Source organism: Bacillus cereus group sp. BceL291, assembly GCF_051776705.1.
Classification (GTDB): Bacteria; Bacillota; Bacilli; order Bacillales; family Bacillaceae_G; genus Bacillus_A; species Bacillus_A cereus.
In genome coordinates, this window is sequence record NZ_JBPWAP010000015.1 from 38,423 (window position 1) to 62,240 (window position 23,818).

Below are 23,818 nucleotides of genomic sequence, written 5' to 3' on the forward strand. Positions count from 1 at the left end.
TCCGGAGTGCGGAGGTTTTCTTTTTAGAAAGGTAGGAGTTATATTTGGTACAAGCTGCATATATTCATATTCCGTTTTGTCAGCACATTTGTCACTATTGTGATTTTAATAAAGTGTTTATTGAACGCCAACCGGTTGATCAATATTTAGATTATTTAGAGAAGGAAATAATAAATACGGTTCAAAAAGTTCCGTTTGATAGTATAAAAACGATTTTTGTGGGCGGGGGAACTCCGACAGCGTTAAATATGGAACAGACAAAAAAATTACTCGAGATTATTAATCGTCATTTGCGTCCGTTCGCCCCAAATTGTGAATTAACATTTGAAGCGAATCCAGGAGATCTGCCGAAAGAGAAGTTGAATGTACTGCTAGAAGGTGGAGTGAATCGAATTAGTTTTGGTGTGCAAACGTTCCGTGATGAACTGCTTGAGAAAATCGGGCGCAAGCATACGAGGGAAGATGCATTCCTCGCGATTCGAGAAGCGCAGGAAGTAGGATTTAAAAATATTAATGTAGATATTATTTATGCTTTGCCAGGACAGACGATAGAAGATGTAAAAGAAACATTAGATATTGCTTTTACGCTTGGTGTACAACATTTCTCTGCATATTCATTAATTGTAGAACCTAAAACAGTGTTTTATAACTTAATGAACAAAGGGAAATTGCGTCTTCCGGGTGAAGACCATGAAGCGAAAATGTATGAAATAGTAATGGATGAAATGGAGAAACACGGTTATAACCAGTATGAAATTAGTAATTTCTCAAAAGGTGACAATAAAAGTAGACATAATCTCACATACTGGAATAATGAAGAGTATTATGGATTTGGAGCTGGAGCTCATAGTTATGTGAACGGGGAACGTATTCAAAATGTAGGTCCGCTGAAGCAATATTTTAATAAAATTGATGAAACAGGATTTCCGTATTTAGATGTTCACAAAGTGACGGAGAAAGAAAGAATGGAAGAAGAGCTGTTCTTAGGGCTTCGAAAAACAAAAGGTGTTTCTAAAACGGCGTTCCGCAATAAATTTAATATAGAGATGGATCAAGTTTTCGCGAAGCAGTTACAAAGCAACCAAGAGCAGGGATTGCTTGAAGAGGAAGATGGACATGTGCGTTTAACGCGAAAAGGAAAATTATTAGGGAATGAAGTATTCCAATCATTTTTGATTGACTAATTAAATGTTCCATAGGCGTGAAAAAGTTTCATTATTTCGTGACGTTTCCGTTGACAATTGAATGTCAATTTTGGTAAGTTATTAATAGATTTAGCACTCAAAGACAAAGAGTGCTAACAGAGGTGATGATGAGATGCTTACGGAACGTCAGCTCTTAATTTTACAAACAATTATTGATGACTTTATTGGATCAGCGCAGCCCGTTGGGTCTAGAACGTTGGCTAAAAAAGATGAAATTACATTTAGTTCAGCTACTATTCGAAATGAAATGGCGGACTTAGAAGAATTAGGTTTTATTGAAAAAACGCACAGTTCTTCTGGACGTGTTCCTTCTGAGAAAGGCTACCGATTTTATGTAGACCATCTTTTAGCACCGCAAAACTTACCGAACGCTGAAATTGTACAAATTAAAGATTTATTTGCTGAAAGAATTTTTGAAGCGGAAAAAATTGCACAACAATCTGCTCAAATTTTATCAGAACTTACGAATTATACGGCCATTGTTCTTGGACCGAAGTTAAGTACAAATAAACTTAAAAATGTACAAATTGTGCCGCTTGATCGTCAAACTGCTGTCGCTATTATTGTAACCGATACAGGGCATGTACAAAGTAAAACGATTACCGTTCCGGAATCTGTTGATTTATCAGATTTAGAAAAAATGGTTAATATTTTAAATGAAAAGCTATCTGGCGTACCGATGGAAGAACTTCATAATAAAATCTTTAAGGAGATTGTTACAGTTTTACGTGGGTATGTTCATAATTACGATAGTGCAATAAAAATGTTGGATGGTACATTTCAAGTTCCGTTATCGGAAAAGATATACTTTGGAGGAAAAGCAAATATGCTTTCGCAGCCAGAGTTCCATGACATTCAAAAGGTTAGATCTTTACTTACCATGATTGATAATGAAGCCGAATTTTATGACATTTTGCGTCATAAACAAGTCGGGATTCAAGTGAAAATTGGTAGGGAAAACTCTTCGACGGCTATGGAGGATTGTAGTTTAATTTCTGCAACATATTCGATCGGCGAAGAGCAACTTGGAACAATTGCTATTTTAGGTCCTACGAGAATGCAATATTCTCGTGTAATTAGTTTGTTACAGTTATTTACGAGACAATTTACTGATGGACTTAAAAAGTAAATGAGAGTAATACATTCGCTCAAGTGATGAAATTTTCATTGCTGTGTGTAATATATAATGCTTAGGTAATCATGCTATGCATGATACCTAATACCTTTTAAGGAGGTGAATATTGTGGAAGAGCGTAACGAACAAGTGGTAGAAGAAGTAAAAGAAGCGCAAGTTGAAGAAGCTGTCACACCAGAAAACAGTGAAGAAACTGTAGAAGAAAAAAGTGAGGCTGCTCTTTTACAAGAAAAAGTAGATGAGCTACAAGCGAAACTAACGGAAACGGAAGGTCGCACATTACGTCTACAAGCTGATTTTGAAAATTATAAGCGCCGTGTCCAAATGGATAAACAGGCTGCTGAAAAATATAGAGCACAAAGTCTAGTTTCAGACATCTTGCCAGCTCTTGATAATTTTGAAAGAGCAATGCAAGTGGAAGCGACTGATGAGCAAACGAAATCCTTGTTACAAGGTATGGAAATGGTGCATCGTCAATTGTTAGAAGCGCTGACTAAAGAAGGTGTGGAAGTGATTGAAGCTGTTGGTAAACAGTTTGATCCTAATGAACACCAAGCTATTATGCAAGTGGAAGATAGTGAATTTGAATCAAACGCGGTTGTGGAAGAATTCCAAAAAGGTTATAAACTAAAAGACCGTGTGATTCGCCCATCAATGGTAAAAGTAAATCAATAATTTACATAAAACTAGGAGGATTCGCCATGAGTAAAATTATCGGTATTGACTTAGGTACAACAAACTCTTGTGTAGCTGTTATGGAAGGTGGAGAACCAAAGGTTATCCCAAATCCAGAAGGAAACCGTACAACACCTTCTGTTGTAGCTTTCAAAAATGAAGAACGTCAAGTTGGGGAAGTTGCAAAGCGCCAAGCAATTACAAACCCAAATACAATCATGTCTGTTAAACGTCATATGGGTACAGACTACAAAGTAGAAGTTGAAGGTAAAGATTATACACCTCAAGAAATTTCTGCAATCATTTTACAAAACTTAAAAGCTTCTGCTGAAGCATACTTAGGTGAAACAGTAACGAAAGCTGTTATTACAGTACCTGCATACTTCAACGATGCAGAGCGTCAAGCAACGAAAGATGCTGGTCGTATTGCTGGTTTAGAAGTTGAGCGTATCATTAACGAGCCAACAGCAGCAGCACTTGCTTACGGTTTAGAAAAACAAGACGAAGAACAAAAAATCTTAGTATATGACTTAGGTGGCGGTACATTTGACGTATCTATCCTTGAGTTAGCAGACGGCACATTCGAAGTTATTTCAACTGCTGGTGACAACCGTCTTGGTGGCGATGACTTTGACCAAGTTATCATCGATCACTTAGTAGCTGAGTTCAAAAAAGAAAATAACATTGATTTAAGCCAAGATAAAATGGCGCTTCAACGCTTGAAAGATGCAGCTGAAAAAGCGAAAAAAGATCTTTCTGGTGTAACACAAACTCAAATTTCATTACCATTCATTAGTGCTGGAGCTGCTGGTCCATTACACTTAGAATTAACGTTAACAAGAGCGAAATTCGAAGAGCTTTCAGCAGGTCTTGTTGAAAGAACATTAGAGCCAACTCGTCGTGCATTAAAAGACGCTGGTTTTGCTCCAAGCGAATTAGATAAAGTTATTCTTGTTGGTGGATCTACTCGTATCCCAGCTGTACAAGAAGCTATTAAACGTGAAACTGGTAAAGAGCCATATAAAGGTGTAAACCCTGATGAAGTTGTAGCATTAGGTGCTGCAGTTCAAGGTGGCGTACTTACTGGTGATGTAGAAGGCGTTCTATTATTAGACGTAACTCCACTTTCTTTAGGTATTGAAACTATGGGTGGCGTGTTCACGAAATTAATCGAGCGTAACACTACAATTCCAACAAGTAAGTCACAAGTATTCTCAACAGCTGCTGATAATCAACCAGCAGTAGACATTCACGTATTACAAGGTGAGCGTCCAATGTCGGCTGACAACAAAACGTTAGGTCGTTTCCAATTAACTGACCTTCCACCAGCACCACGTGGTATTCCACAAATCGAAGTAACATTCGATATTGATGCGAACGGTATCGTTAACGTACGTGCGAAAGACTTAGGAACAAGCAAAGAGCAAGCTATTACAATCCAATCTTCTTCAGGTCTTTCTGATGAAGAAGTAGAACGTATGGTACAAGAAGCGGAAGCAAATGCTGACGCTGACCAAAAACGTAAGGAAGAAGTTGAACTTCGTAACGAAGCTGACCAACTTGTATTCCAAACAGACAAAGTTGTAAAAGATTTAGAAGGTAAAGTAGATGCAGCTGAAGTTGCAAAAGCAACAGAAGCGAAAGAAGCATTACAAGCTGCAATTGAGAAAAACGAGCTTGAAGAAATTCGTGCGAAAAAAGATGCTTTACAAGAAATCGTACAACAATTAACTGTTAAATTATACGAGCAGGCTCAAGCAGCTGCTGGTCAAGCAGAAGGTGCGCAAGGTGCGCAAGGTGCACAAGATGCTGGCGCAAAGAAAGACAATGTAGTTGACGCTGAGTTTGAAGAAGTAAAAGAAGACAAGTAATTCAATTGTAAACATAATAAGTAAGATGACAAAAAGTCAAAGTCAAGCGTGCCTTGACTTTGGCTTTTTTCACGAATGAGAAGCGATGTGTGAGGATCTTAAGTTTTTCGCTTTGCATACTGTAAGTGAGGAAACTTTGTTGCAAAGCACTTTCTTTCGGTGTTAAAATTACGTTTATGTGAAAGATTCGGGGGTTGTAAATTTATGAGTAAACGAGACTATTATGAGGTCCTTGGACTTAGCAAGGGCGCTTCAACAGATGAAATTAAAAAAGCGTATCGTCGTTTGGCTAAAAAATACCATCCAGACGTAAGCAAAGAAGAAAATGCAGTTGAAAAGTTTAAAGAAGTACAAGAAGCATACGAAGTGTTAAGTGATGATCAAAAGCGTGCACAGTACGATCAATTTGGTCATGCTGGTGCAAATCAAGGATTCGGTGGATTTGGCGGCGGAGGAGACTTCGGCGGTGGCTTCGGTTTTGAAGATATATTTAGTTCTTTCTTTGGCGGTGGCGGCGGCAGACGTCGTGATCCAAATGCTCCGCGCCAAGGTGCTGACTTACAATATCAAGTCACTTTAGATTTTGAAGAAGCTATTTTTGGTAAGGAATTAAATGTGGAAATTCCAGTAGAAGATCCATGTGATACTTGTAAAGGTAGTGGAGCAAAACCAGGAACTTCAAAAGAAACATGTAAACATTGTTCAGGCTCTGGTCAAGTGAGTGTAGAACAAAACACACCGTTTGGTCGTATCGTAAATCGTCAAGCTTGTGGTCATTGTTCAGGAACTGGACAAATTATTAAAGAAAAATGTACGACATGTCACGGTTCAGGTAAAGTTCGTAAACGTAAAAAAATCAATGTTAAAATTCCAGCGGGTATCGATAATGGTCAACAAATTCGTGTGTCTGGAAAAGGTGAAGCCGGCGTAAATGGCGGACCAGCAGGAGACTTATATGTTGTCGTTCATGTAAGAAATCATGAATTCTTCGAGCGTGAAGGAGATCACATTATTTGCGAAATGCCATTAACATTTGCGCAAATGGCGCTTGGTGATGAAGTGGAAGTTCCTACTGTTCATGGTAAAGTGAAGCTGAAAATTCCAGCAGGAACACAAACTGGAACAGAATTCCGCTTAAAAGGAAAAGGTGCTCCGAACGTACGTGGATACGGCCAAGGAGATCAATATGTAGTCGTTCGTGTTGTTGTACCGACGAAATTGACTTCGCAGCAAAAAGATTTATTACGTGAATTTGCAGGACAAGAAGAGCAGGATGATAGTTTATTCGGAAAGCTTAAACGTGCTTTCAAAGGGGAATAATGGAAATAAAAAATGGAGTTGGTAAATTGTGAAATGGTCAGAAATTAGTATTCATACAACAGAAGAAGCAGTAGAAGCTGTCTCTCATATTTTACATGAAGCTGGTGCTAGTGGAGTTGCGATTGAGGATCCAGCGGAGTTAACGAAAGAGCGCGAGCAACAATATGGTGAAATTTATGCATTGAACCCAGATGAATATCCGGCGGAAGGTGTATTAATAAAAGCGTATTTCCCGCAAACGGATTCTTTACATGAAACGATTGCAGGTGTAAAATCATCTATTGATGTGCTTCCATCTTACGACATCGAAATTGGTACTGGAAATATTACCGTTAACGAAGTCAATGAAGAAGATTGGGCTACTGCTTGGAAAAAATATTACCATCCAGTACAAATTTCTGATACATTCACAATCGTACCGACTTGGGAAGAATATACACCATCTTCTCCTGATGAAAAAATCATTGAATTAGACCCGGGTATGGCGTTTGGTACAGGAACTCATCCAACAACAACGATGTGTATCCGTGCTTTAGAAAAAACAGTACAGCCAGGTGACACTATTATTGATGTAGGAACAGGTTCTGGTGTACTTAGTATTGCGGCTGCAAAATTAGGTGCGTCTTCTGTTCAAGCATATGATTTAGATCCGGTTGCGGTTGAAAGTGCAGAAATGAATGTACGTTTAAATAAAACAGATGATATCGTGTCTGTTGGACAAAATAGTCTTTTAGAAGGCATTGAAGGTCCTGTTGATTTAATCGTAGCTAACTTATTAGCAGAAATTATTCTATTATTCCCTGAAGATGCAGCAAGAGTTGTGAAGTCAGGTGGATTATTTATTACATCGGGCATTATTGCTGCGAAGGAAAAAGTAATTTCTGAGGCGTTAGAACAAGCTGGATTTACAATTGAAGAAGTGTTACGAATGGAAGATTGGGTAGCAATTATTGCACGAAATGCGTAATATAGATTTTAGTCTATAATGAAAAGGGGAGTCTCTCACTATAAGGTGAGAGACTTGCCGTTTGTTATATGAAAAATGATAACGTTTCGTTCTTTTCGTAAGTGTTGACTTACGAAAGGAACGAAACTCTACTAAGGTGATTATATGCAACGTTATTTTGTAGAAGAGAAATATGTAAATGAGACAAGTATTCGCATTGTAGGTGATGACGTACATCATATCGCAAGAGTGATGCGTATGTCAGCTGGTGATCATATTTATTGCTGTGTAAACGGAAAAACAGCAGTATGTTCAATTGATGAAATTACCAGTGAATTTATTAATACGGCTATTGTAGAATGGGTAGAGGCGTCAAGTGAACTTCCTGTTTTCGTGACGATTGCAAGTGGACTGCCAAAAGGAGACAAGCTAGAGTTAATTTTTCAAAAAGGAACTGAGCTTGGGGCAGCTGCATTCTTACCATTTCAAGCATCTCGCTCTATCGTAAAATGGGATGCGAAAAAAGCTGATAAAAAAGTTGAGCGTTTAAGAAAAATTGTGAAAGAAGCTGCGGAACAATCACATAGAAGTGAAATTCCAGAAGTACATGCTCCGGCATCATTTAAGCAATTGCTTTCAATGAGTGGTGAGTATGATGTTTGTCTTGTTGCTTACGAAGAGGAAGCAAAACAAGGTGAGAAATCTAATTTTGCGAAAGCTTTAACGACAATGAAACCAGGTCAAAAGCTATTGATTGTATTTGGCCCAGAAGGCGGTTTAGCTGAGGAAGAGATTACAGCGCTTCGTGAACATAAATTTGTACCATGTAGTTTAGGACCAAGAATTTTAAGAACAGAAACGGCGCCGTTATACGCGTTAAGTGCTGCTTCGTATCATTTTGAATTGATGGGGTGATGATCAATGTCAACTGTTGCGTTCCATACGTTAGGTTGTAAAGTAAACCACTATGAAACAGAAGCCATTTGGCAATTGTTTAAACAAGGTGGTTATGAAAGAACAGAATATGAAAAGAAAGCTGATGTATATGTTATTAACACATGTACAGTAACGAATACTGGGGACAAAAAAAGCCGTCAAGTAATCAGACGTGCTGTGCGTCAAAATCCAGATGCAGTTATTTGCGTAACGGGATGTTATGCACAAACATCTCCAGCTGAAATTATGGCGATTCCGGGTGTAGATATTGTAGTTGGTACACAGGATCGTGAAAAGATGTTAGGTTACATCGAAGAATTCCGTAAAGAGCGTCAACCAATTAATGCTGTCCGTAATATTATGAAAACACGTGTGTATGAAGAACTTGATGTACCTTATTTCACGGATCGTACACGTGCGTCTTTAAAAATACAAGAGGGTTGCAATAACTTCTGTACATTCTGTATCATTCCTTGGGCGCGTGGTTTAATGCGTTCTCGTGATGGAAAAGAAGTTATTAAACAAGCACAACAATTAGTGGATGCAGGCTATAAAGAAATCGTATTAACGGGTATTCATACAGGTGGATACGGCGAAGACATAAAAGATTATAACTTAGCTGGATTACTTCGTGATATGGAAGCGGAAGTAGGCGGATTAAAACGTCTTCGTATTTCTTCTATTGAAGCGAGTCAAATTTCAGATGAAGTAATTGAAGTGTTAGATAAATCTGAAGTAGTTGTACGCCACTTGCATATTCCGTTGCAATCTGGTTCTAATACTGTATTAAAACGTATGCGTCGTAAATATACGATGGAGTTCTTCCAAGAGCGTTTAGATCGTTTGAAAGAAGCGTTACCAGGCCTTGCGATTACATCTGACGTAATCGTTGGTTTCCCAGGTGAAACAGAAGAAGAATTCATGGAAACATACAATTTCATTAAAGAGAACCGCTTCTCTGAGTTACATGTGTTCCCTTACTCAAAACGTACAGGAACACCTGCAGCACGCATGGAAGATCAAGTTCCTGAAGATGTGAAGAATGATCGTGTTCATCGTTTAATTGAGCTATCTAATCAATTAGCGAAAGAATATGCATCAGCGTTTGAAGGTGAAGTGCTTGAAATCATTCCAGAAGAGCAATTTAAAGACGGCGACCGTGAAGGGTTATATGTAGGGTATACAGATAACTACTTGAAAATTGTATTTGAAGGATCAGAAGAATTAATTGGTAAGCTAGTGAAAGTGAAAATTACGAAAGCTGGTTATCCATATAACGAAGCGCAATTTGTTCGTGTTCTTGAAGATGATGTAAAAAAAGAATCAGCTAGCGCATAAAAAGAGCGTGCAACCGGAAACGGTTTGCATGCTTTCTTTATTTGAAGCGGTTAAGTACTATAAGGTGGGGAGGCGTTTCATGCATCCCTGTATGAAAAAAGATGAAATGATAAAAATATAGTTGTCTTCATCAGTAAAGGATACTAGCTATTTGCATAACTTTTGAAAAGGAAATGCTTCTATTCTTCTTTTATTCTGCCAAATAGTTGACCTGAAGTGATAAAATGTATTATAATCGTAAAAGACATGCTGAAGAAGTGTTTCTTTTTGCATGCTGAAGTTAGTATGTAAGTGTGATGTTTCGGAGGGAGGGAAAGAGAATGTCAAAAACAGTCGTTCGTAAAAACGAGTCTTTGGAGGATGCACTTCGCCGTTTTAAAAGATCGGTTTCTAAAACTGGTACACTTGCTGAAGCAAGAAAGCGCGAGTTTTATGAAAAACCAAGTGTAAAACGTAAGAAGAAATCTGAAGCGGCAAGAAAGCGTAAATTCTAAGAGAGGGTGTAAGTTATGAGTCTTCTCGGTCGTTTAAACGATGATATGAAACAAGCGATGAAGAATAAACAAAAAGAAAAATTAACCGTTATTCGTATGGTTAAGGCTGCTTTACAAAATGAAGGTATTAAACTGCAACATACTCTTACTGAAGAAGAGGAAATAACAGTTTTAGCTCGTGAAGTAAAACAGTATAAGGACTCCCTCCTTGAATTTAAAAAAGCTGGTCGTGAAGACCTTGTTAATAAACTGCAAAGTGAAATTCAGATTTTAAGCGCATATTTGCCAGAGCAATTAACTGAAGAAGAACTAGTTGATGTAATCAAGCAAGTTATTTCTGAAGTTGGTGCGACTTCTAAAGCAGATATGGGTAAGGTGATGACTGCTGTTATGCCGAAAGTAAAAGGTAAAACAGACGGATCACTTGTGAATAAGCTGGTTATCCAGCTATTAGCGTAAAAAAACGTCTCATTTCGTATGAGACGTTTTTTTATTGTTCTTATTAAGGAGAAACGCTATATTGCTTAAAAAGGGTTTCTATAAGTGATAGAAACCCCTCTAGTTAAAGTTTCAATTTATTATTTCCTTGTATAATTCCGATTCTACACCTATTCTTACTTCCTTGACTAAAACTTCTTTCGCAAATAAAAGCTAAGTACCGAACCTTCTGAAAATCAGATTGAAGTTTTATAGCTTGCTCTTCAGCATAATCCTCAAAGGTAACGAAAGAGATTCTAACTATTTTAGATTTTGCATCAGTTGCATAAAATGGCCGGATATTACTGTCGATAATTTGTTTTATAACATTCGAAATTTCTTGACTAAAGCCAATTTACTTTCGTATTTCCTCATTTATTAATTCATTTTTTAATGAACCCTAATATTTTTTGAAATTCATATAACAACCATCTATAAAATATTCTTACTTACAACGTAACATTCAGAGTGGAGAAATTTTCTTTTTTTTTGATTTTATCCCTCATTAACGGGCAGCCCGATTGGTGAGGGGGGATTAAAGTTTCACTTTATCTCATTTGTCCAATAAATGACAACTACTTATTCTATGGTCAGTATGTCACATCCAGAACGAATTGTAACAGTTTTTTTCAAGTTTCTAACTTCTCGCTAGGCTCAATTTCTTAATGTAACTTGTACTGATATCCTGTAGGGGCGCATATTCTTGTATTAATACTTCTATTATTAAAGGTAACATCCTCTGATCCATCATTGTCCTGACAAATATGATTTCATATAGCGACTGTTTTAATTAACATGATATGAACTCTTACAGAATATAGTTATGTTAGTGAAGTCGTTATAACACGATAGGCACTTGTGAAGAAATACATATATATGGGATGAGAGGGGGTCTTTCGAGATGAAGAAATTAGAACAAATGAAAAATTGGTTGACAAAACAAGTAGACCTACCAGTGGATGTATTAATGGATCTACCTCGGATTACTCTTGTTGGGCAAATACATATTTATATAGAAAATCATCGGGGGTTATTAGTGTTTTCAGATAAAGAAGTGCGATTACTTTTAAAACACGGTCAATTATTAATTAAAGGACAATCCTTTGTTATTAAAACGATTCTTCCAGAAGAGCTTTTGCTCGAAGGGATAATTGAGCAAGTAACATTTTTAGAAAATGAAAAAAAAGGTGATTGAAGTGAAACTTCCATTTGTGAAGTTTTTCTTCTTTATCCTGTAAAAGTTCCGTTGATAGAGACTGATTACAGTTTTACTCGGTTTCATTTTAGTACGAGCTATTTTAATGTTTCAAATAAAAAGTAGTATATCTACTTTTAGAAAGGTAGTGAAGGTGGTAAATGAAAAATAAATGGTTTATAAAGTGGCTTGGATATGTAAAAGTGCGAATTGAAGGTAGAGGAGCGGAACGGTTTGTTAATGAATGTGTACGGAGGAATTTATTAGTTTGGGATGTTAAAAAGATAGCTGATGAAACGTTAGTTTTTTGTATGTTGTTACGCGATGTGAAAAAAATAAAACCAATTTATAGAAAAAATGAATGTAAATTATATTTTATTGGACGTTATGGTTTTCCTTTTTGGAATAAGCGTTTAATTAAAAATAGTGGATTTTTAATTGGTTTTTTAATTTTCTTTTTTGGTGTGATTGCAATGTCAAATATGGTTTGGAAAATTGAAATTACAGGAGCAAAACCTGAAACGGAATATATATTGATGAAAGAATTGGATAAAATGGGTATTAAAAAAGGGAAACTACAATTTCAAATGCCGAATGTAGAAGATGTACAACGCCATTTGACAGATAATATTAATGCCATTACTTGGGCGGGACTAGAAGTAAGAGGAACGACGTATCATTTTAAAATTGTTGAAAAAAACGAACCGAAGAAAGAAAAGGAACAAAGGCCGCAAAATTTAGTAGCAAAAAAAGAAGCGATTATTACAAAGACGTTCGTAGAAGTTGGAAAGCCGGTTGTACTGAAAAATGATCATGTAGAAAAAGGGCAGATTCTCGTATCAGGAATATATGGTAATGAGGAAAGTCCGACGATTGTTTCAGCGAAAGGTATTGTGTATGGAGAAACGTGGTATACATCTAAGGTGGATGTCCCGTTAAAGACGCAATTCCAAGTGTATACTGGTAATGTATACAATGAACATTTTCTTAAATTTGGGGATACGAAAATAAAAATATGGGGATTTCAGCATGATAAGTATAAACGCTCTCGTACTGAAAGTGTAAAGCATGATGTGAAATTATTTGGTTTTACACTGCCGATTGCATATGAAAAAGATGTTGTGAGAGAAGAGGAAGAAGCGAATCGAGAATATACAGAAAAGCAAGCGCTGAAAGTAGCGAAAGAGATGGCCGAAAAAGAACTAAAGAAAAAATTGGATGAACATGCTATGATTGTAAGTGATAAGATTTTGAGTAAAGAGGTTGAGGCGGGTCAACTAAAGGTCACATTGCATTATACTGTGGTTGAAAATATTGCAGAGCCACAACTAATATCCGAATCCGATATTCAAGGAGACTGAGTAATGGCAGAACAATTAGTAGAAATGAACCAACAATTGGAAAATACTAACGAAGCAATCGCTCTTTTTGGAGTCAATGATGCACATTTAAAAGTAATTGAACGAGAACTGAATGTATCGATCGTAACTAGAGGAGAAACTGTTCATGTATCTGGGGCAGTTGAAACGGTGACACTCGTAGAAAAAATCTTACAGCAATTACTTGTTGTAATTCGTAAAAGTATATCAATTTCAGAGAGAGATGTTGCGTATGCAATTCAGCTTGCACAACAAGGGAAAATTGCTCAATTTGAAGAGTTATATGAAGAAGAAATTTTCAAGACTGCAAAAGGTAAATCCATTCGTGTAAAAACAATGGGGCAAAGACGATATATTCATGCGATGAAGAAGAATGATATTGTCTTTGGGATAGGGCCTGCAGGAACTGGAAAAACATACTTAGCTGTAGTAATGGCTGTGAGGGCTTTAAAACAAGGGTATGTAAAGAAAATTATTTTAACAAGACCTGCTGTAGAAGCTGGAGAAAATTTAGGTTTTTTACCAGGGGATTTGAAAGAGAAGGTAGATCCATACTTACGCCCATTATATGATGCCTTACATGATATTCTTGGACAAGAATATACGCAGCGTATGATGGAGCGAGGAGTAATTGAAATCGCGCCGCTTGCTTATATGAGGGGGCGTACGCTTGATGATTCATTTGTTATTTTAGATGAGGCTCAAAATACAACGGGTGCTCAAATAAAAATGTTTTTAACAAGATTAGGTTTTAGTTCTAAAATGGTTATTACAGGGGATCCTTCACAAGTAGACTTGCCAAAAGGGGTAAAATCAGGACTATCTATAGCTGCTAATATTTTATCTGGTGTATCAGGTCTGTCATTTATTACATTAGAACAAACGGACGTTGTGAGACATCCATTGGTGCAACGTATTATTGAGGCATATGATAAAATGGAATGATCCTATTTGTCAGGATCATTTCTTTTTGTATGATAAGGTTGGCGAACGTCATATTTTTTACTATCATGAAAGATAAGGAAAATAAACTATAGGTACTAGTGTATAAAATGTTGCCTCAAAGTATCGTTTGGTAGAAGAAATGAAAGCTATAAATAGTTTCACTTTATTTCTGGAGAGGAGAAGGTATTGAAATCATGTCAAGATCTCAAGAAATTTCTAAGTGGTTTCGTAATTTACAACATTCGAAAAAACTAAGTTGGATTTCTTACGTTGTATTAGGAGCAGTGCTGTTTTTTGCGCTTATGAATAATGTAAAACCAGAGCAATTAGATGTTAATATGTATTCTATTGCGAAAAAGACAATCCATTCTCCTATAAAAATTGAAGATAAAGTTACAACGGATAAAAAGAAAAAAGAAGCCGCTACAAAAGTTGAAGATCAATATACATATAAAAGTGAGTATAAACAAAACAAAGTTGATATTGTGAATGACGTCTTTGCTAAAGTGGATGAAGTGGTGCAAGAGATTAAAGCTGTTGGACCGGATGATCAAAAAAAGATGACTGATGCTGAGAAAGTGGAGAAGTTAAAAAAGAAACTACCCGCTGACTTAACGAAAGAATTATCTGATTCAAACTTACTAAGTTTGATTAATGCAGATTCGAGCCAATTAGTATTAGCGAAAGATGCTGCGGTCACAGCGATTAATAGTATCATGACTGAGCATATTAAAATGGACGAATTGAAAGATGCGAAAGAACGATATGTAAGTGAGATGAATAGTGTTAATGTTGATAATGGTTTAAAAGAGTCAATTAAGGCGCTAGGAAGATATGCAATTTCAGCAAACTATTTTTATGACCCGATCTTAACGAAAGAGAAAAGAAAAGCAGAGGAAGATTTAGTTCCACCTGTTTATATTCTTCAAGGACAAGTTCTTGTTAGAGAAGGTGAAACAATTTCAAGTGATGTGTATAATCAGTTGAAATTAGTTGGTTTGTTAGAAAAAGGGAACGGCTTTCAACCTTATGTTGGATTAGCGGTACTCATTGGTGTGTTACTATACTTTATGCATAAACAATTTGAATTATTTTTAAAGAGAAAAAGAGAAGATAGACCGTATGTTTTAGCGTATATTACAATTTTGTCTATCACAATCGTCTTAATGAAAATCATTAGTTTGTTTCAAAAACTTGAATACGCGGGGATTGCATATGTTGTCCCAGTTGCGATGGGAACAATACTTGTAAAACTAATGATTGGTGATCGATTTGTCTTTTTAACGAGTATGATTTTTTCTGTATGCGGAAGTATTATGTTTAATGAAGGAGTAACGAGTACATTAAATTATAGTGTAGGGATTTACGTATTGTTAAGTTCATTATCGGTTAGTATTTTCTTGCGAGAAAAAAATCGTCGTACAATGATTTTACAAGCTGGTATACTCGTTTCTGTATTAAATGTAGTCGTATTGGCGGCGCTCTTATTATTACGTAATGGGAATTTTTCGCCTCTTGAAATTGGTACGCAATTATTAATGGCTTCACTTTCAGGGATTATATCATCCGTTTTGGCTATGGGGATTTTACCATATTTAGAAAGTGGACTTGGAATCGTATCAAGCATGAAGCTTATGGAACTATCAAGTCCAAATCATCCGCTTTTACGCAGAATTTTGTTAGAAGCGCCAGGGACATATCATCATAGTGTAATGGTAGCGAATCTTTCTGAGGCTGCTTGTGAAGCAGTCGGGGCAAATGGTGTATTAGCGCGTGTAGGGGCATATTATCATGATGTAGGAAAAACAGTACAACCGCAATTTTTTATTGAAAACCAAATGGGAATTGAAAACCCGCATGATAAATTAGATCCTGTAACGAGTAAAGATATTATAATTGCTCACGTAACGGATGGAGTAAGAATGCTCGAAGAATATCATATTCCACAAGAAATTATTGATATCGCTGGGCAACATCACGGTACAACGTTACTGAAATATTTTTATTATAAAGCTATTAAAGAAGATAAAGAAAAATATACAGAAGAGATGTTCCGTTATCCAGGTTCAAAAGCAACTTCGAAAGAATCGGCAATTGTTGGTATTGCTGATAGTGTAGAAGCTGCGGTACGTTCTATGAATCACCCAACGCCAGAACAAATTAATAATTTGGTGCAAAGTATTATTAAAGATCGACTACAAGACGGTCAATTTAGTGAATGTGATTTGACGTTTAAGGAACTACAAATCGTTGGAAAAACGTTGTGTGAAACGTTAAATGGTATTTTCCATTCGCGTATTACATATCCGGAACTTCCGGAAGAAAAGGAGAAAGAATGAGTTTGTTAATTGATTTTATTGATGAAACAGAAGAAGTAAAAGAAGCGTATATGAGTTTAATTCGTGAAGTGTTAGAAAAAGCAGCTCAAATGGAAAATATCGAGGATGGTGCGGAGGTATCGGTGACATTTGTAGATAATGAGCGCATTAGAGAAATTAATCGTGATTACCGAGATAAAGATCAACCTACAGATGTAATATCCTTTGCGATGGAAGAAATGGGAGAAGGAGAAATGGAGATTGTTGGTGCAGAGATGCCACGCATGTTAGGTGATCTTATTATCTCTATTCCAAGGGCGAAAGAGCAAGCTGAAGAGTACGGACATTCTTTCGATCGTGAACTTGGATTTTTGGCATTACATGGCTTTTTACATTTACTTGGTTATGATCACATGACAGAAGAAGATGAAAAAGAAATGTTCGGAAGACAAAAAGAAATTTTAGAAGCTTTTGGATTAGGACGATGAAAAAAGGAAAACTTATAGATAGTTTTGGATATGCTATAGCTGGTATATTCTTTTGTTTTCGTCATGAGCGAAATATGAAAATCCATTATTTAGCCGCAGTCATTGTTATATGCTGCGGCTTTTATTTCCATATTACGAGAACAGAGTGGATGATATTACTTATTGTAATAGGGAGTGTAATGAGTTTAGAAATGGTAAATACGGCTGTGGAAAAAACAGTAGATTTAGCGACTGCCGATATTCATCCATTTGCAAAAATTGCAAAGGATGTTGCGGCAGGAGCGGTTTTATTGTTTGCAATTATAGCTGTTATAATTGGTGCTATTATCTTTTTACCGTATATGGTATAGTTGCATTCCGAAGCTTTTATTAAGCTTTGGAAGTGCCGTAAGGGGCTTTAATGAGAGAGTGTACCTCTTCATAGCTGTGGACAGGAAGGATGCGGGAATATGAATAGTAAACAATTAATTCTAGAAGCAATCGAAGCGCGTAAACAAGCGTACGTACCATATTCTAAATTTCAAGTAGGTGCAGCACTATTAACGCGCGATGGAAAAGTATATCGTGGATGTAATGTTGAGAATGCATCATATGGCTTATGTAATTGTGCTGAAAGAACAGCTTTATTTAAGGCGGTTTCTGAAGGAGATAAAGAATTTGTAGCCATTGCGGTTGTAGCAGATACAAAGCGCCCAGTACCTCCTTGTGGAGCATGTCGACAAGTTATGGTAGAATTATGTAAACAGGATACGAAAGTATACTTAACAAATTTACATGGTGACGTTCAAGAGACGACAGTCGGAGAATTGTTACCAGGAGCATTTTTAGCGGAGGATTTACATGAATAGAAAAGGTTATAAATCAGGTTTTGTCTCTATTATTGGCAGACCGAATGTTGGGAAATCTACATTTTTAAATCGTATTATCGGCCAGAAAATTGCTATTATGAGTGATAAGCCACAAACGACTCGTAATAAAATTCAAGGTGTATATACAGAAAATGATGCACAAGTTATTTTCATTGATACACCAGGAATACATAAACCTAAACATAAACTAGGCGACTTCATGGTGAAGATGGCGCAAACGACATTAAAAGAAGTTGATATCGTTCTGTTTATGGTTAATGCTGTCGAAGGCTTTGGTCGTGGTGAAGAATTCATCATCGAGAAGTTAAAAGAAACGAAACAACCAGTATTTTTAGTAATTAATAAAATTGACCAACTTCATCCAGAGCAATTACTAGAGTTAATTGATCAATATCGTAAACTACATGAGTTTGCAGAGATTGTACCAATTTCTGCGTTAGACGGTAATAATGTGGACGCTTTAATTGGAACAATTAAAAAGTATTTACCAGAAGGACCACAATACTATCCAGATAATCAAGTAACGGATCATCCGGAGAGATTTATTATTGCAGAGCTTATTCGTGAGAAAGTACTACATTTAACACGTGAAGAAGTGCCGCATTCTGTGGCTGTTGTTATCGATGCGATTCAAAAGCGTGAGGGCGGGGCAGTTTATATAAATGCAACGATTGTTGTTGAACGTGCATCACAAAAAGGAATCATCATCGGAAAACAAGGGAAAATGTTAAAAGAAGTTGGTAAGCGAGCTCGTTTTGATATTGAAGCGCTACTTGGTTCTAAAGTATTTTTAGAAGTATGGGTAAAAGTGCAAAAAGATTGGCGTAATAAAATGTCTCAGCTTCGTGACCTAGGTTTCCGCGAGGATGAGTACTAAAATAGAGTCAAGCTGTAATCAGTGGATGGTTGGTTCATCCACTGATTATTGGTTTTTATGAACTTTGATAAATTAGGAAAAATTTTTCTCACATGAAAATGGACAAAATGGGTCAATTTAATAACAACAAAGGAAATTGGTTTATAGGCTACGCTTATTGAGAAAGGTGGATTCTTATGCTAGATTTTACCTGGAAGTTTTTCTCCAAAACAGGAAGCATTGAAACGTACTTGCTTTTGAAAGAAATGGAAAAAGACGTAAACGATGAGATGGATCAACATGAAGAGGAGCTAGCGCATCTAGACTCTCCAATTTCTTGACCCGTTTTGTTCAAACCTTGGATGGTGACGAACATGTTTCAAAAAGTTGAGGGCATCGTTATCCGTACGACAGATTACGGAGAAACGAACAAGATTGTTACAATATTCTCAAGAGAACTTGGTAAGGTAAGTGCAATGGCAAGAGGGGCAAAAAAACCGAAAAGCCGATTAGCATCTGTGTCGCAATTAATGACACATGGCCAGTTTCTTATTCAAATGGGATCTGGGCTTGGAACATTGCAACAAGGCGAGATTATTTCAACTATGAAAGAAATTCGCGAGGATATATTTTTAACTGCTTATGCATCATTTATTGTTGAATTAACTGATAAAGCAACAGAAGATAAAAAACATAATCCGTATTTATTTGAAATGTTATATCAAACGTTGCATTATATGTGTGAGGGTGTTGATCCAGAAGTATTATCATTAATTTATCAAACGAAAATGCTTCCGGTATTAGGGATGCGCCCGTACTTTGATACATGTGCGATTTGTCATCAAGAAACAGACTTTGTCGCCTTCTCCGTTAGGGAAGGCGGTTTTCTGTGCTCACGTCATGCGGAGCAAGACCCGTATCGTATACCGGTAGGAGAAGCTGTTCATAAATTATTACGTCTTTTCTTCCATTTCGATTTACATAGGCTCGGAAATGTATCGGTAAAGGATAGCACAAAAAAACAAATGCGTTTAGTATTGAATACATATTATGATGAATATTGCGGAATTTATTTGAAATCAAGACGTTTTTTAGAACAACTTGATAAGTTTCAAATATAATTTTGGGCCGTATACGGTCCTTTTTACATACTTTCTTTTTCGAATAGCATATTTAGTATATAATATTTAAGAGATAGTATAACTTTTTTCGTTGTGCATTAAAGGTGGTGATTATCATAGAGCTGAATAAACGGCAAGAACATATCATTCAGATTGTAAAAGATCACGGTCCTATTACAGGGGAATCAATTGCAGCGCAATTGGGTCTAACACGTGCGACGCTAAGACCAGACTTAGCAATTTTAACGATGGCTGGTTATTTAGAAGCACGTCCACGCGTAGGTTATTTTTATACGGGTAAAACTGGGGGGCAGCTATTATCTGAAGCTGTTAAGAAAATTAAAGTACAAGATTATCAATCTAGACCGGTTGTAATTGATAAAAATGTTTCCGTATACGATGCAATTTGTACGATGTTTTTAGAGGACGTTGGTACATTGTTCGTTGTAGATCAGATGACTCTATTAGTTGGTGTTGTGTCTCGTAAAGATTTATTAAGAGCGAGCTTAGGAAAGCAGGATTTAACCTCTCTTCCGGTTAATATTATCATGACAAGGATGCCAAACATTGCGATGTGTCGTAGAGAGGATTCTTTATATGATATTGCGATGGAATTAATAGAAAGACAGATTGATGCAATGCCAGTTGTAAAAGATACGAAACAAGGTTTAGAAGTGATTGGGCGAATTACAAAAACAAATATTACACGTGCGTTTGTAAATTTAGTAAATAACGAATAAGTGTAATTTGTTTAAAGTGAGGTAATGTAATGGATAATAAAATCGTATATGTCGTATCTGACTCTGTAGGAGAAACGGCTGATTTGGTTGTTCGAGCAGCAATGGGGCAATTCCCGTTTGCTCCTGATATTAGACGTGTACCGTATGTAGAAGATACAGGGACATTAAAAGAAGTGATTTCGATTGCTAAGAGTAATCAAGCACTTATATGTTTTACGTTAGTTAAGCCTGATATGCGCAAATATTTAGTAACAGAGGCTGCAAAAGAAGGGGTAGAGGCATACGATATTATCGGCCCTCTTATTGATCAAATTGAAGAAATTACGGGGCAAGTGCCGAGATATGAGCCAGGCGTTGTCCGTAGGTTAGATGAAGAATACTTTAAAAAGATTGAAGCGATTGAGTTTGCTGTGAAGTATGATGACGGCAGAGATGCACGAGGTATTTTAAAAGCGGATATCGTGTTGATTGGTGTTTCGCGTACATCAAAAACACCACTTTCCCAATATTTAGCTCATAATAAACGCTTGAAAGTTGCGAATGTACCACTCGTGCCAGAAGTTGACCCACCTGAAGAACTATATCAAGTGGCAAAAGAAAAATGTTTCGGTTTGAAAATTACGCCAGATAAGTTAAATCATATTCGAAAAGAACGATTAAAATCACTTGGATTAAGTGATGGAGCAACATATGCAAATATTAATCGTATTCAAGAAGAAATTGATCACTTTGAGGAAGTAATTAGTAAAATAAATTGTCAAGTAATCGATGTATCGAATAAAGCGATTGAAGAAACAGCAAATATTATTGTGAATGCAGTGCAAAACCAAAAAATGTTTTAGCACATTTACCAAAGGTGAATGTGCTTTTTTCGCTCGTGTGAAATATGGTACCTATGGATTTTGTAATAGATTGTAGTGTAATGGTTATACTTATACTCCTTTGTCTTTTAGTATATTCAAGGTGTGAGTTTGTCATCCTGAAATGTAAGATGAAAAAATAAAGGGATATGTAGCGTAGTTGAAGAAAATATATTATAATAAAAAATTGTGATAAAAACCTATATTTTACGTTTAGACTTTAATTTTTCAGAATAAACTAGGGATAGGATTTACGAAAAAGACATGTAATTACGTTAAATCGACAAAATCTATACAAGAAAACGCACATTATGGAAGGATTCACAGAAGGGATGTAGAATACAGAAATATGCAAAGCATCAACAACATATTAGTTGGTGTAGATGTATATCCCGTGAAGGCTGAAATTGTGCAAGTTGGAGCGGAATTTCATGTCGGAATTTTGTTTGTCGCATCATATGCTCATCCTTTAAGGAAATAGCAAGGCAATTGGATCTTTGTAGATACTGAACAAAATGGAGTTAATCGTTATATGGATCAACATGAAAAAGTTACAAATCTCAAGATCAAACAGTATATGTGGCTTGCTACTCTTCTTATAAAAAGGTGTGTATGTATTGTTTCTAAGAGATACATTTGTAACAGATGAGCAAATGTATACAATTTTATATAGCAAGTATGTATATGCGATTTATGCAGATAAAGGGCCTATAGGAAAGGTTCAAAATCGTTTATACAATGTAATCGGCAACACTTTCTAACAAGTTTAGAAAAATATTGTCGAATTATAAAGGAATTTTTTAATTTATATCGAATACAAAATACGACACGGAGATGGAGTTATGGGGAACAGAATTCCCGAAGAAGTTGTTGAACAGATTCGGACATCATCCGATATTGTAGAAGTCATTGGTGAATACGTTCAACTTAGAAAACAGGGGCGTAACTATTTCGGCCTTTGTCCATTTCATGGTGAGAATTCTCCTTCATTCTCTGTTTCATCTGATAAGCAAATTTTTCATTGCTTCGGATGTGGAGAAGGTGGAAATGTATTTTCCTTTCTAATGAAAATGGAAGGACTGGCTTTTACCGAGGCTGTTCAAAAGCTAGGCGAAAGAAATGGAATTGCGGTTGCAGAGTATACATCAGGGCAAGGACAACAAGAAGACATATCTGATGACACTGTCATCATGCAACAAGCTCATGAATTATTGAAAAAGTATTATCATCATTTATTAGTAAATACGGAAGAGGGAAATGAAGCACTTTCATATTTATTAAACCGTGGTATTACGAAAGAGATGATTGAGAAGTTTGAAATTGGTTATGCATCACCTGCTTGGGATGCAGCGACGAAAATTTTACAAAAAAGAGGTTTATCGCTGTCTAGTATGGAACAAGCTGGCCTTCTAATAAGAAGTGAGAAGGATGGTAGTCATTATGATCGCTTCCGTGGAAGAGTTATGTTCCCGATCTATACGTTACAAGGTAAGGTGATAGCGTTTAGTGGAAGGGCGTTAGGAGATGACACTCCGAAATATTTAAATAGCCCTGAAACACCGATTTTTCACAAAAGTAAATTGTTGTATAACTTCCACCAAGCAAGACCGTTTATTAGAAAGCGTGGGCAAGTGGTTCTTTTCGAAGGATATGCCGATGTACTAGCTGCGGTAAAAAGTGGTGTGGAAGAAGCTGTTGCGACAATGGGAACAGCTTTAACTGAAGAACAAGCAAAACTTCTGCGACGTAACGTTGAAACTGTTGTTCTTTGCTATGATGGTGATAAAGCAGGGCGAGAAGCGACGATGAAAGCAGGGCAATTATTGCTAAAAGTTGGTTGCCAAGTGAAAGTCACATCCTTGCCAGATAAGCTTGATCCTGATGAATATGTGCAACAATATGGGACTACTGCTTTTGAAAATCTTGTGAAATCAAGTGTGAGTTTTGTTGGTTTTAAAATAAATTATTTGCGTTTAGGGAAAAATTTGCAAGATGAGTCTGGCAAAGAAGAATATGTGAAAAGTGTTTTAAAAGAGTTATCGTTGTTACAAGATGCGATGCAGGCAGAGTCATATTTGAAGTCATTATCGCAAGAATTTTCGTATTCAATGGAAACACTTTTGAACCAATTGCACCAATATCGCAAAGAACAAAAGGTACAGCAAAAACAAATAAAGCAGGTTGCTAAACCGTCTCAAGTCGTTCAAACAAAACCGAAGTTAACAGGTTTTGAAAGAGCGGAAAGAGAAATTATTTACCATATGTTGCAAAGTGCAGAAGTAGCTGTTCGTATGGAATCCCATATAGAAGATTTTCATACAGAAGAACATAAAGGGATTTTATATGAACTATACGCATATTATGAAAAGGGAAATGAACCTTCAGTCGGAACATTTTTAAGTTGGCTCTCTGATGAAAAGTTGAAAAATATTATCACTGATATTTCGACGGATGAATTTATTAATCCAGAATACACAGAAGAAGTGTTGCAAGGCCATTTGGAGACGCTTAGACGGCATCAGGAAAAACTTGAAAAGATGGAAATTATCTTTAAAGTGAAACAAATGGAAAAAACAGATCCTGTAGAGGCTGCTAAATATTATGTAGCATATTTACAAAATCAAAAAGCGAGAAAATAGCTTTTTTGATA

General features: G+C 36.4%; 24 protein-coding genes. All 24 read left to right on the forward strand.

The window, feature by feature from the left end:
- Positions 1-44 precede the first annotated feature (44 nt).
- The 24 genes from hemW to dnaG all read left to right on the forward strand — a co-directional run bounded on the left by hemW (position 45) and on the right by dnaG (position 23,807).
- Positions 45-1,184, forward strand: coding sequence for a radical SAM family heme chaperone HemW (gene hemW / locus ACS2CR_RS12360; RefSeq protein WP_016111718.1), 1,140 nt, complete (start codon positions 45-47; stop codon positions 1,182-1,184).
- Positions 1,185-1,317: 133 nt separating this feature from the next.
- The gene (hrcA, locus tag ACS2CR_RS12365; protein ID WP_000954941.1) at positions 1,318-2,334 is read left to right on the forward strand and encodes a heat-inducible transcriptional repressor HrcA; all 1,017 of its coding nucleotides are present in this window, start codon (positions 1,318-1,320) and stop codon (positions 2,332-2,334) included.
- Positions 2,335-2,448: 114 nt separating this feature from the next.
- A complete protein-coding gene (grpE, locus tag ACS2CR_RS12370; protein ID WP_000392711.1) occupies positions 2,449-3,015 on the forward strand; it encodes a nucleotide exchange factor GrpE in 567 nt (188 codons plus the stop codon).
- A 26-nt stretch (positions 3,016-3,041) separates the two neighbouring features.
- The gene (gene dnaK / locus ACS2CR_RS12375; protein WP_048536269.1) at positions 3,042-4,886 is read left to right on the forward strand and encodes a chaperone protein DnaK; all 1,845 of its coding nucleotides are present in this window, start codon (positions 3,042-3,044) and stop codon (positions 4,884-4,886) included.
- Between the two features lie 204 nt (positions 4,887-5,090).
- The gene (dnaJ, locus tag ACS2CR_RS12380) at positions 5,091-6,206 is read left to right on the forward strand and encodes a chaperone protein DnaJ (RefSeq protein WP_153602744.1); all 1,116 of its coding nucleotides are present in this window, start codon (positions 5,091-5,093) and stop codon (positions 6,204-6,206) included.
- Positions 6,207-6,234: 28 nt separating this feature from the next.
- Complete coding sequence (gene prmA, locus ACS2CR_RS12385; RefSeq protein WP_000872103.1) at positions 6,235-7,173, forward strand: 50S ribosomal protein L11 methyltransferase; 939 nt, start codon at positions 6,235-6,237, stop codon at positions 7,171-7,173.
- Positions 7,174-7,317: 144 nt separating this feature from the next.
- Entirely contained in the window at positions 7,318-8,067 is a 750-nt protein-coding gene (locus ACS2CR_RS12390) for a 16S rRNA (uracil(1498)-N(3))-methyltransferase (RefSeq protein ID WP_001190159.1), read from the forward strand.
- A 6-nt stretch (positions 8,068-8,073) separates the two neighbouring features.
- Positions 8,074-9,426, forward strand: a complete 1,353-nt coding sequence (gene mtaB / locus ACS2CR_RS12395; RefSeq protein WP_000108679.1) for a tRNA (N(6)-L-threonylcarbamoyladenosine(37)-C(2))-methylthiotransferase MtaB — start codon at positions 8,074-8,076, stop codon at positions 9,424-9,426.
- Between the two features lie 320 nt (positions 9,427-9,746).
- Positions 9,747-9,920, forward strand: coding sequence for a 30S ribosomal protein S21 (gene rpsU, locus ACS2CR_RS12400; protein WP_000048061.1), 174 nt, complete (start codon positions 9,747-9,749; stop codon positions 9,918-9,920).
- A gap of 15 nt (positions 9,921-9,935) precedes the next feature.
- Entirely contained in the window at positions 9,936-10,379 is a 444-nt protein-coding gene (locus ACS2CR_RS12405; protein ID WP_000054562.1) for a GatB/YqeY domain-containing protein, read from the forward strand.
- Between the two features lie 919 nt (positions 10,380-11,298).
- Positions 11,299-11,592 (forward strand): sporulation protein YqfC, encoded by a 294-nt coding sequence (yqfC, locus tag ACS2CR_RS12410; protein ID WP_000732269.1) that lies wholly within the window; start codon positions 11,299-11,301, stop codon positions 11,590-11,592.
- A gap of 161 nt (positions 11,593-11,753) precedes the next feature.
- Entirely contained in the window at positions 11,754-12,953 is a 1,200-nt protein-coding gene (gene yqfD / locus ACS2CR_RS12415; protein ID WP_053512768.1) for a sporulation protein YqfD, read from the forward strand.
- A gap of 3 nt (positions 12,954-12,956) precedes the next feature.
- Positions 12,957-13,916, forward strand: a complete 960-nt coding sequence (locus ACS2CR_RS12420) for a PhoH family protein (RefSeq protein WP_000840520.1) — start codon at positions 12,957-12,959, stop codon at positions 13,914-13,916.
- Between the two features lie 194 nt (positions 13,917-14,110).
- Complete coding sequence (locus ACS2CR_RS12425) at positions 14,111-16,255, forward strand: HD family phosphohydrolase (protein ID WP_000091514.1); 2,145 nt, start codon at positions 14,111-14,113, stop codon at positions 16,253-16,255.
- The gene (gene ybeY / locus ACS2CR_RS12430; protein WP_000054679.1) at positions 16,252-16,722 is read left to right on the forward strand and encodes an rRNA maturation RNase YbeY; all 471 of its coding nucleotides are present in this window, start codon (positions 16,252-16,254) and stop codon (positions 16,720-16,722) included. Before ACS2CR_RS12425 ends, ybeY begins: the two co-directional genes overlap by 4 nt.
- Positions 16,719-17,072 (forward strand): diacylglycerol kinase family protein, encoded by a 354-nt coding sequence (locus tag ACS2CR_RS12435; protein WP_000715469.1) that lies wholly within the window; start codon positions 16,719-16,721, stop codon positions 17,070-17,072. Before ybeY ends, ACS2CR_RS12435 begins: the two co-directional genes overlap by 4 nt.
- 99 nt (positions 17,073-17,171) lie before the next feature.
- Positions 17,172-17,570 (forward strand): cytidine deaminase, encoded by a 399-nt coding sequence (locus tag ACS2CR_RS12440; RefSeq protein ID WP_001086282.1) that lies wholly within the window; start codon positions 17,172-17,174, stop codon positions 17,568-17,570.
- The gene (era, locus tag ACS2CR_RS12445; RefSeq protein ID WP_001080229.1) at positions 17,563-18,468 is read left to right on the forward strand and encodes a GTPase Era; all 906 of its coding nucleotides are present in this window, start codon (positions 17,563-17,565) and stop codon (positions 18,466-18,468) included. Before ACS2CR_RS12440 ends, era begins: the two co-directional genes overlap by 8 nt.
- A gap of 176 nt (positions 18,469-18,644) precedes the next feature.
- Positions 18,645-18,788 carry a YqzL family protein gene (locus ACS2CR_RS12450; protein ID WP_000883924.1) on the forward strand — a complete coding sequence of 48 codons (144 nt, stop codon included), beginning with the start codon at positions 18,645-18,647 and terminating at the stop codon, positions 18,786-18,788.
- Between the two features lie 33 nt (positions 18,789-18,821).
- On the forward strand, positions 18,822-19,568 hold the full coding sequence (recO, locus tag ACS2CR_RS12455) for a DNA repair protein RecO (protein WP_000487013.1): 747 nt from the start codon (positions 18,822-18,824) through the stop codon (positions 19,566-19,568).
- Positions 19,569-19,675: 107 nt separating this feature from the next.
- Positions 19,676-20,308: a helix-turn-helix transcriptional regulator gene (locus tag ACS2CR_RS12460; RefSeq protein ID WP_000583756.1), complete on the forward strand. Its 633-nt coding sequence runs from the start codon at positions 19,676-19,678 to the stop codon at positions 20,306-20,308.
- A 29-nt stretch (positions 20,309-20,337) separates the two neighbouring features.
- Positions 20,338-21,150: a pyruvate, water dikinase regulatory protein gene (locus ACS2CR_RS12465; RefSeq protein ID WP_000368936.1), complete on the forward strand. Its 813-nt coding sequence runs from the start codon at positions 20,338-20,340 to the stop codon at positions 21,148-21,150.
- A gap of 635 nt (positions 21,151-21,785) precedes the next feature.
- Entirely contained in the window at positions 21,786-21,929 is a 144-nt protein-coding gene (locus ACS2CR_RS12470) for a hypothetical protein (protein WP_000479733.1), read from the forward strand.
- A gap of 81 nt (positions 21,930-22,010) precedes the next feature.
- Positions 22,011-23,807, forward strand: a complete 1,797-nt coding sequence (gene dnaG / locus ACS2CR_RS12475) for a DNA primase (protein ID WP_000528221.1) — start codon at positions 22,011-22,013, stop codon at positions 23,805-23,807.
- The last annotated feature ends 11 nt before the right edge of the window (positions 23,808-23,818 follow it).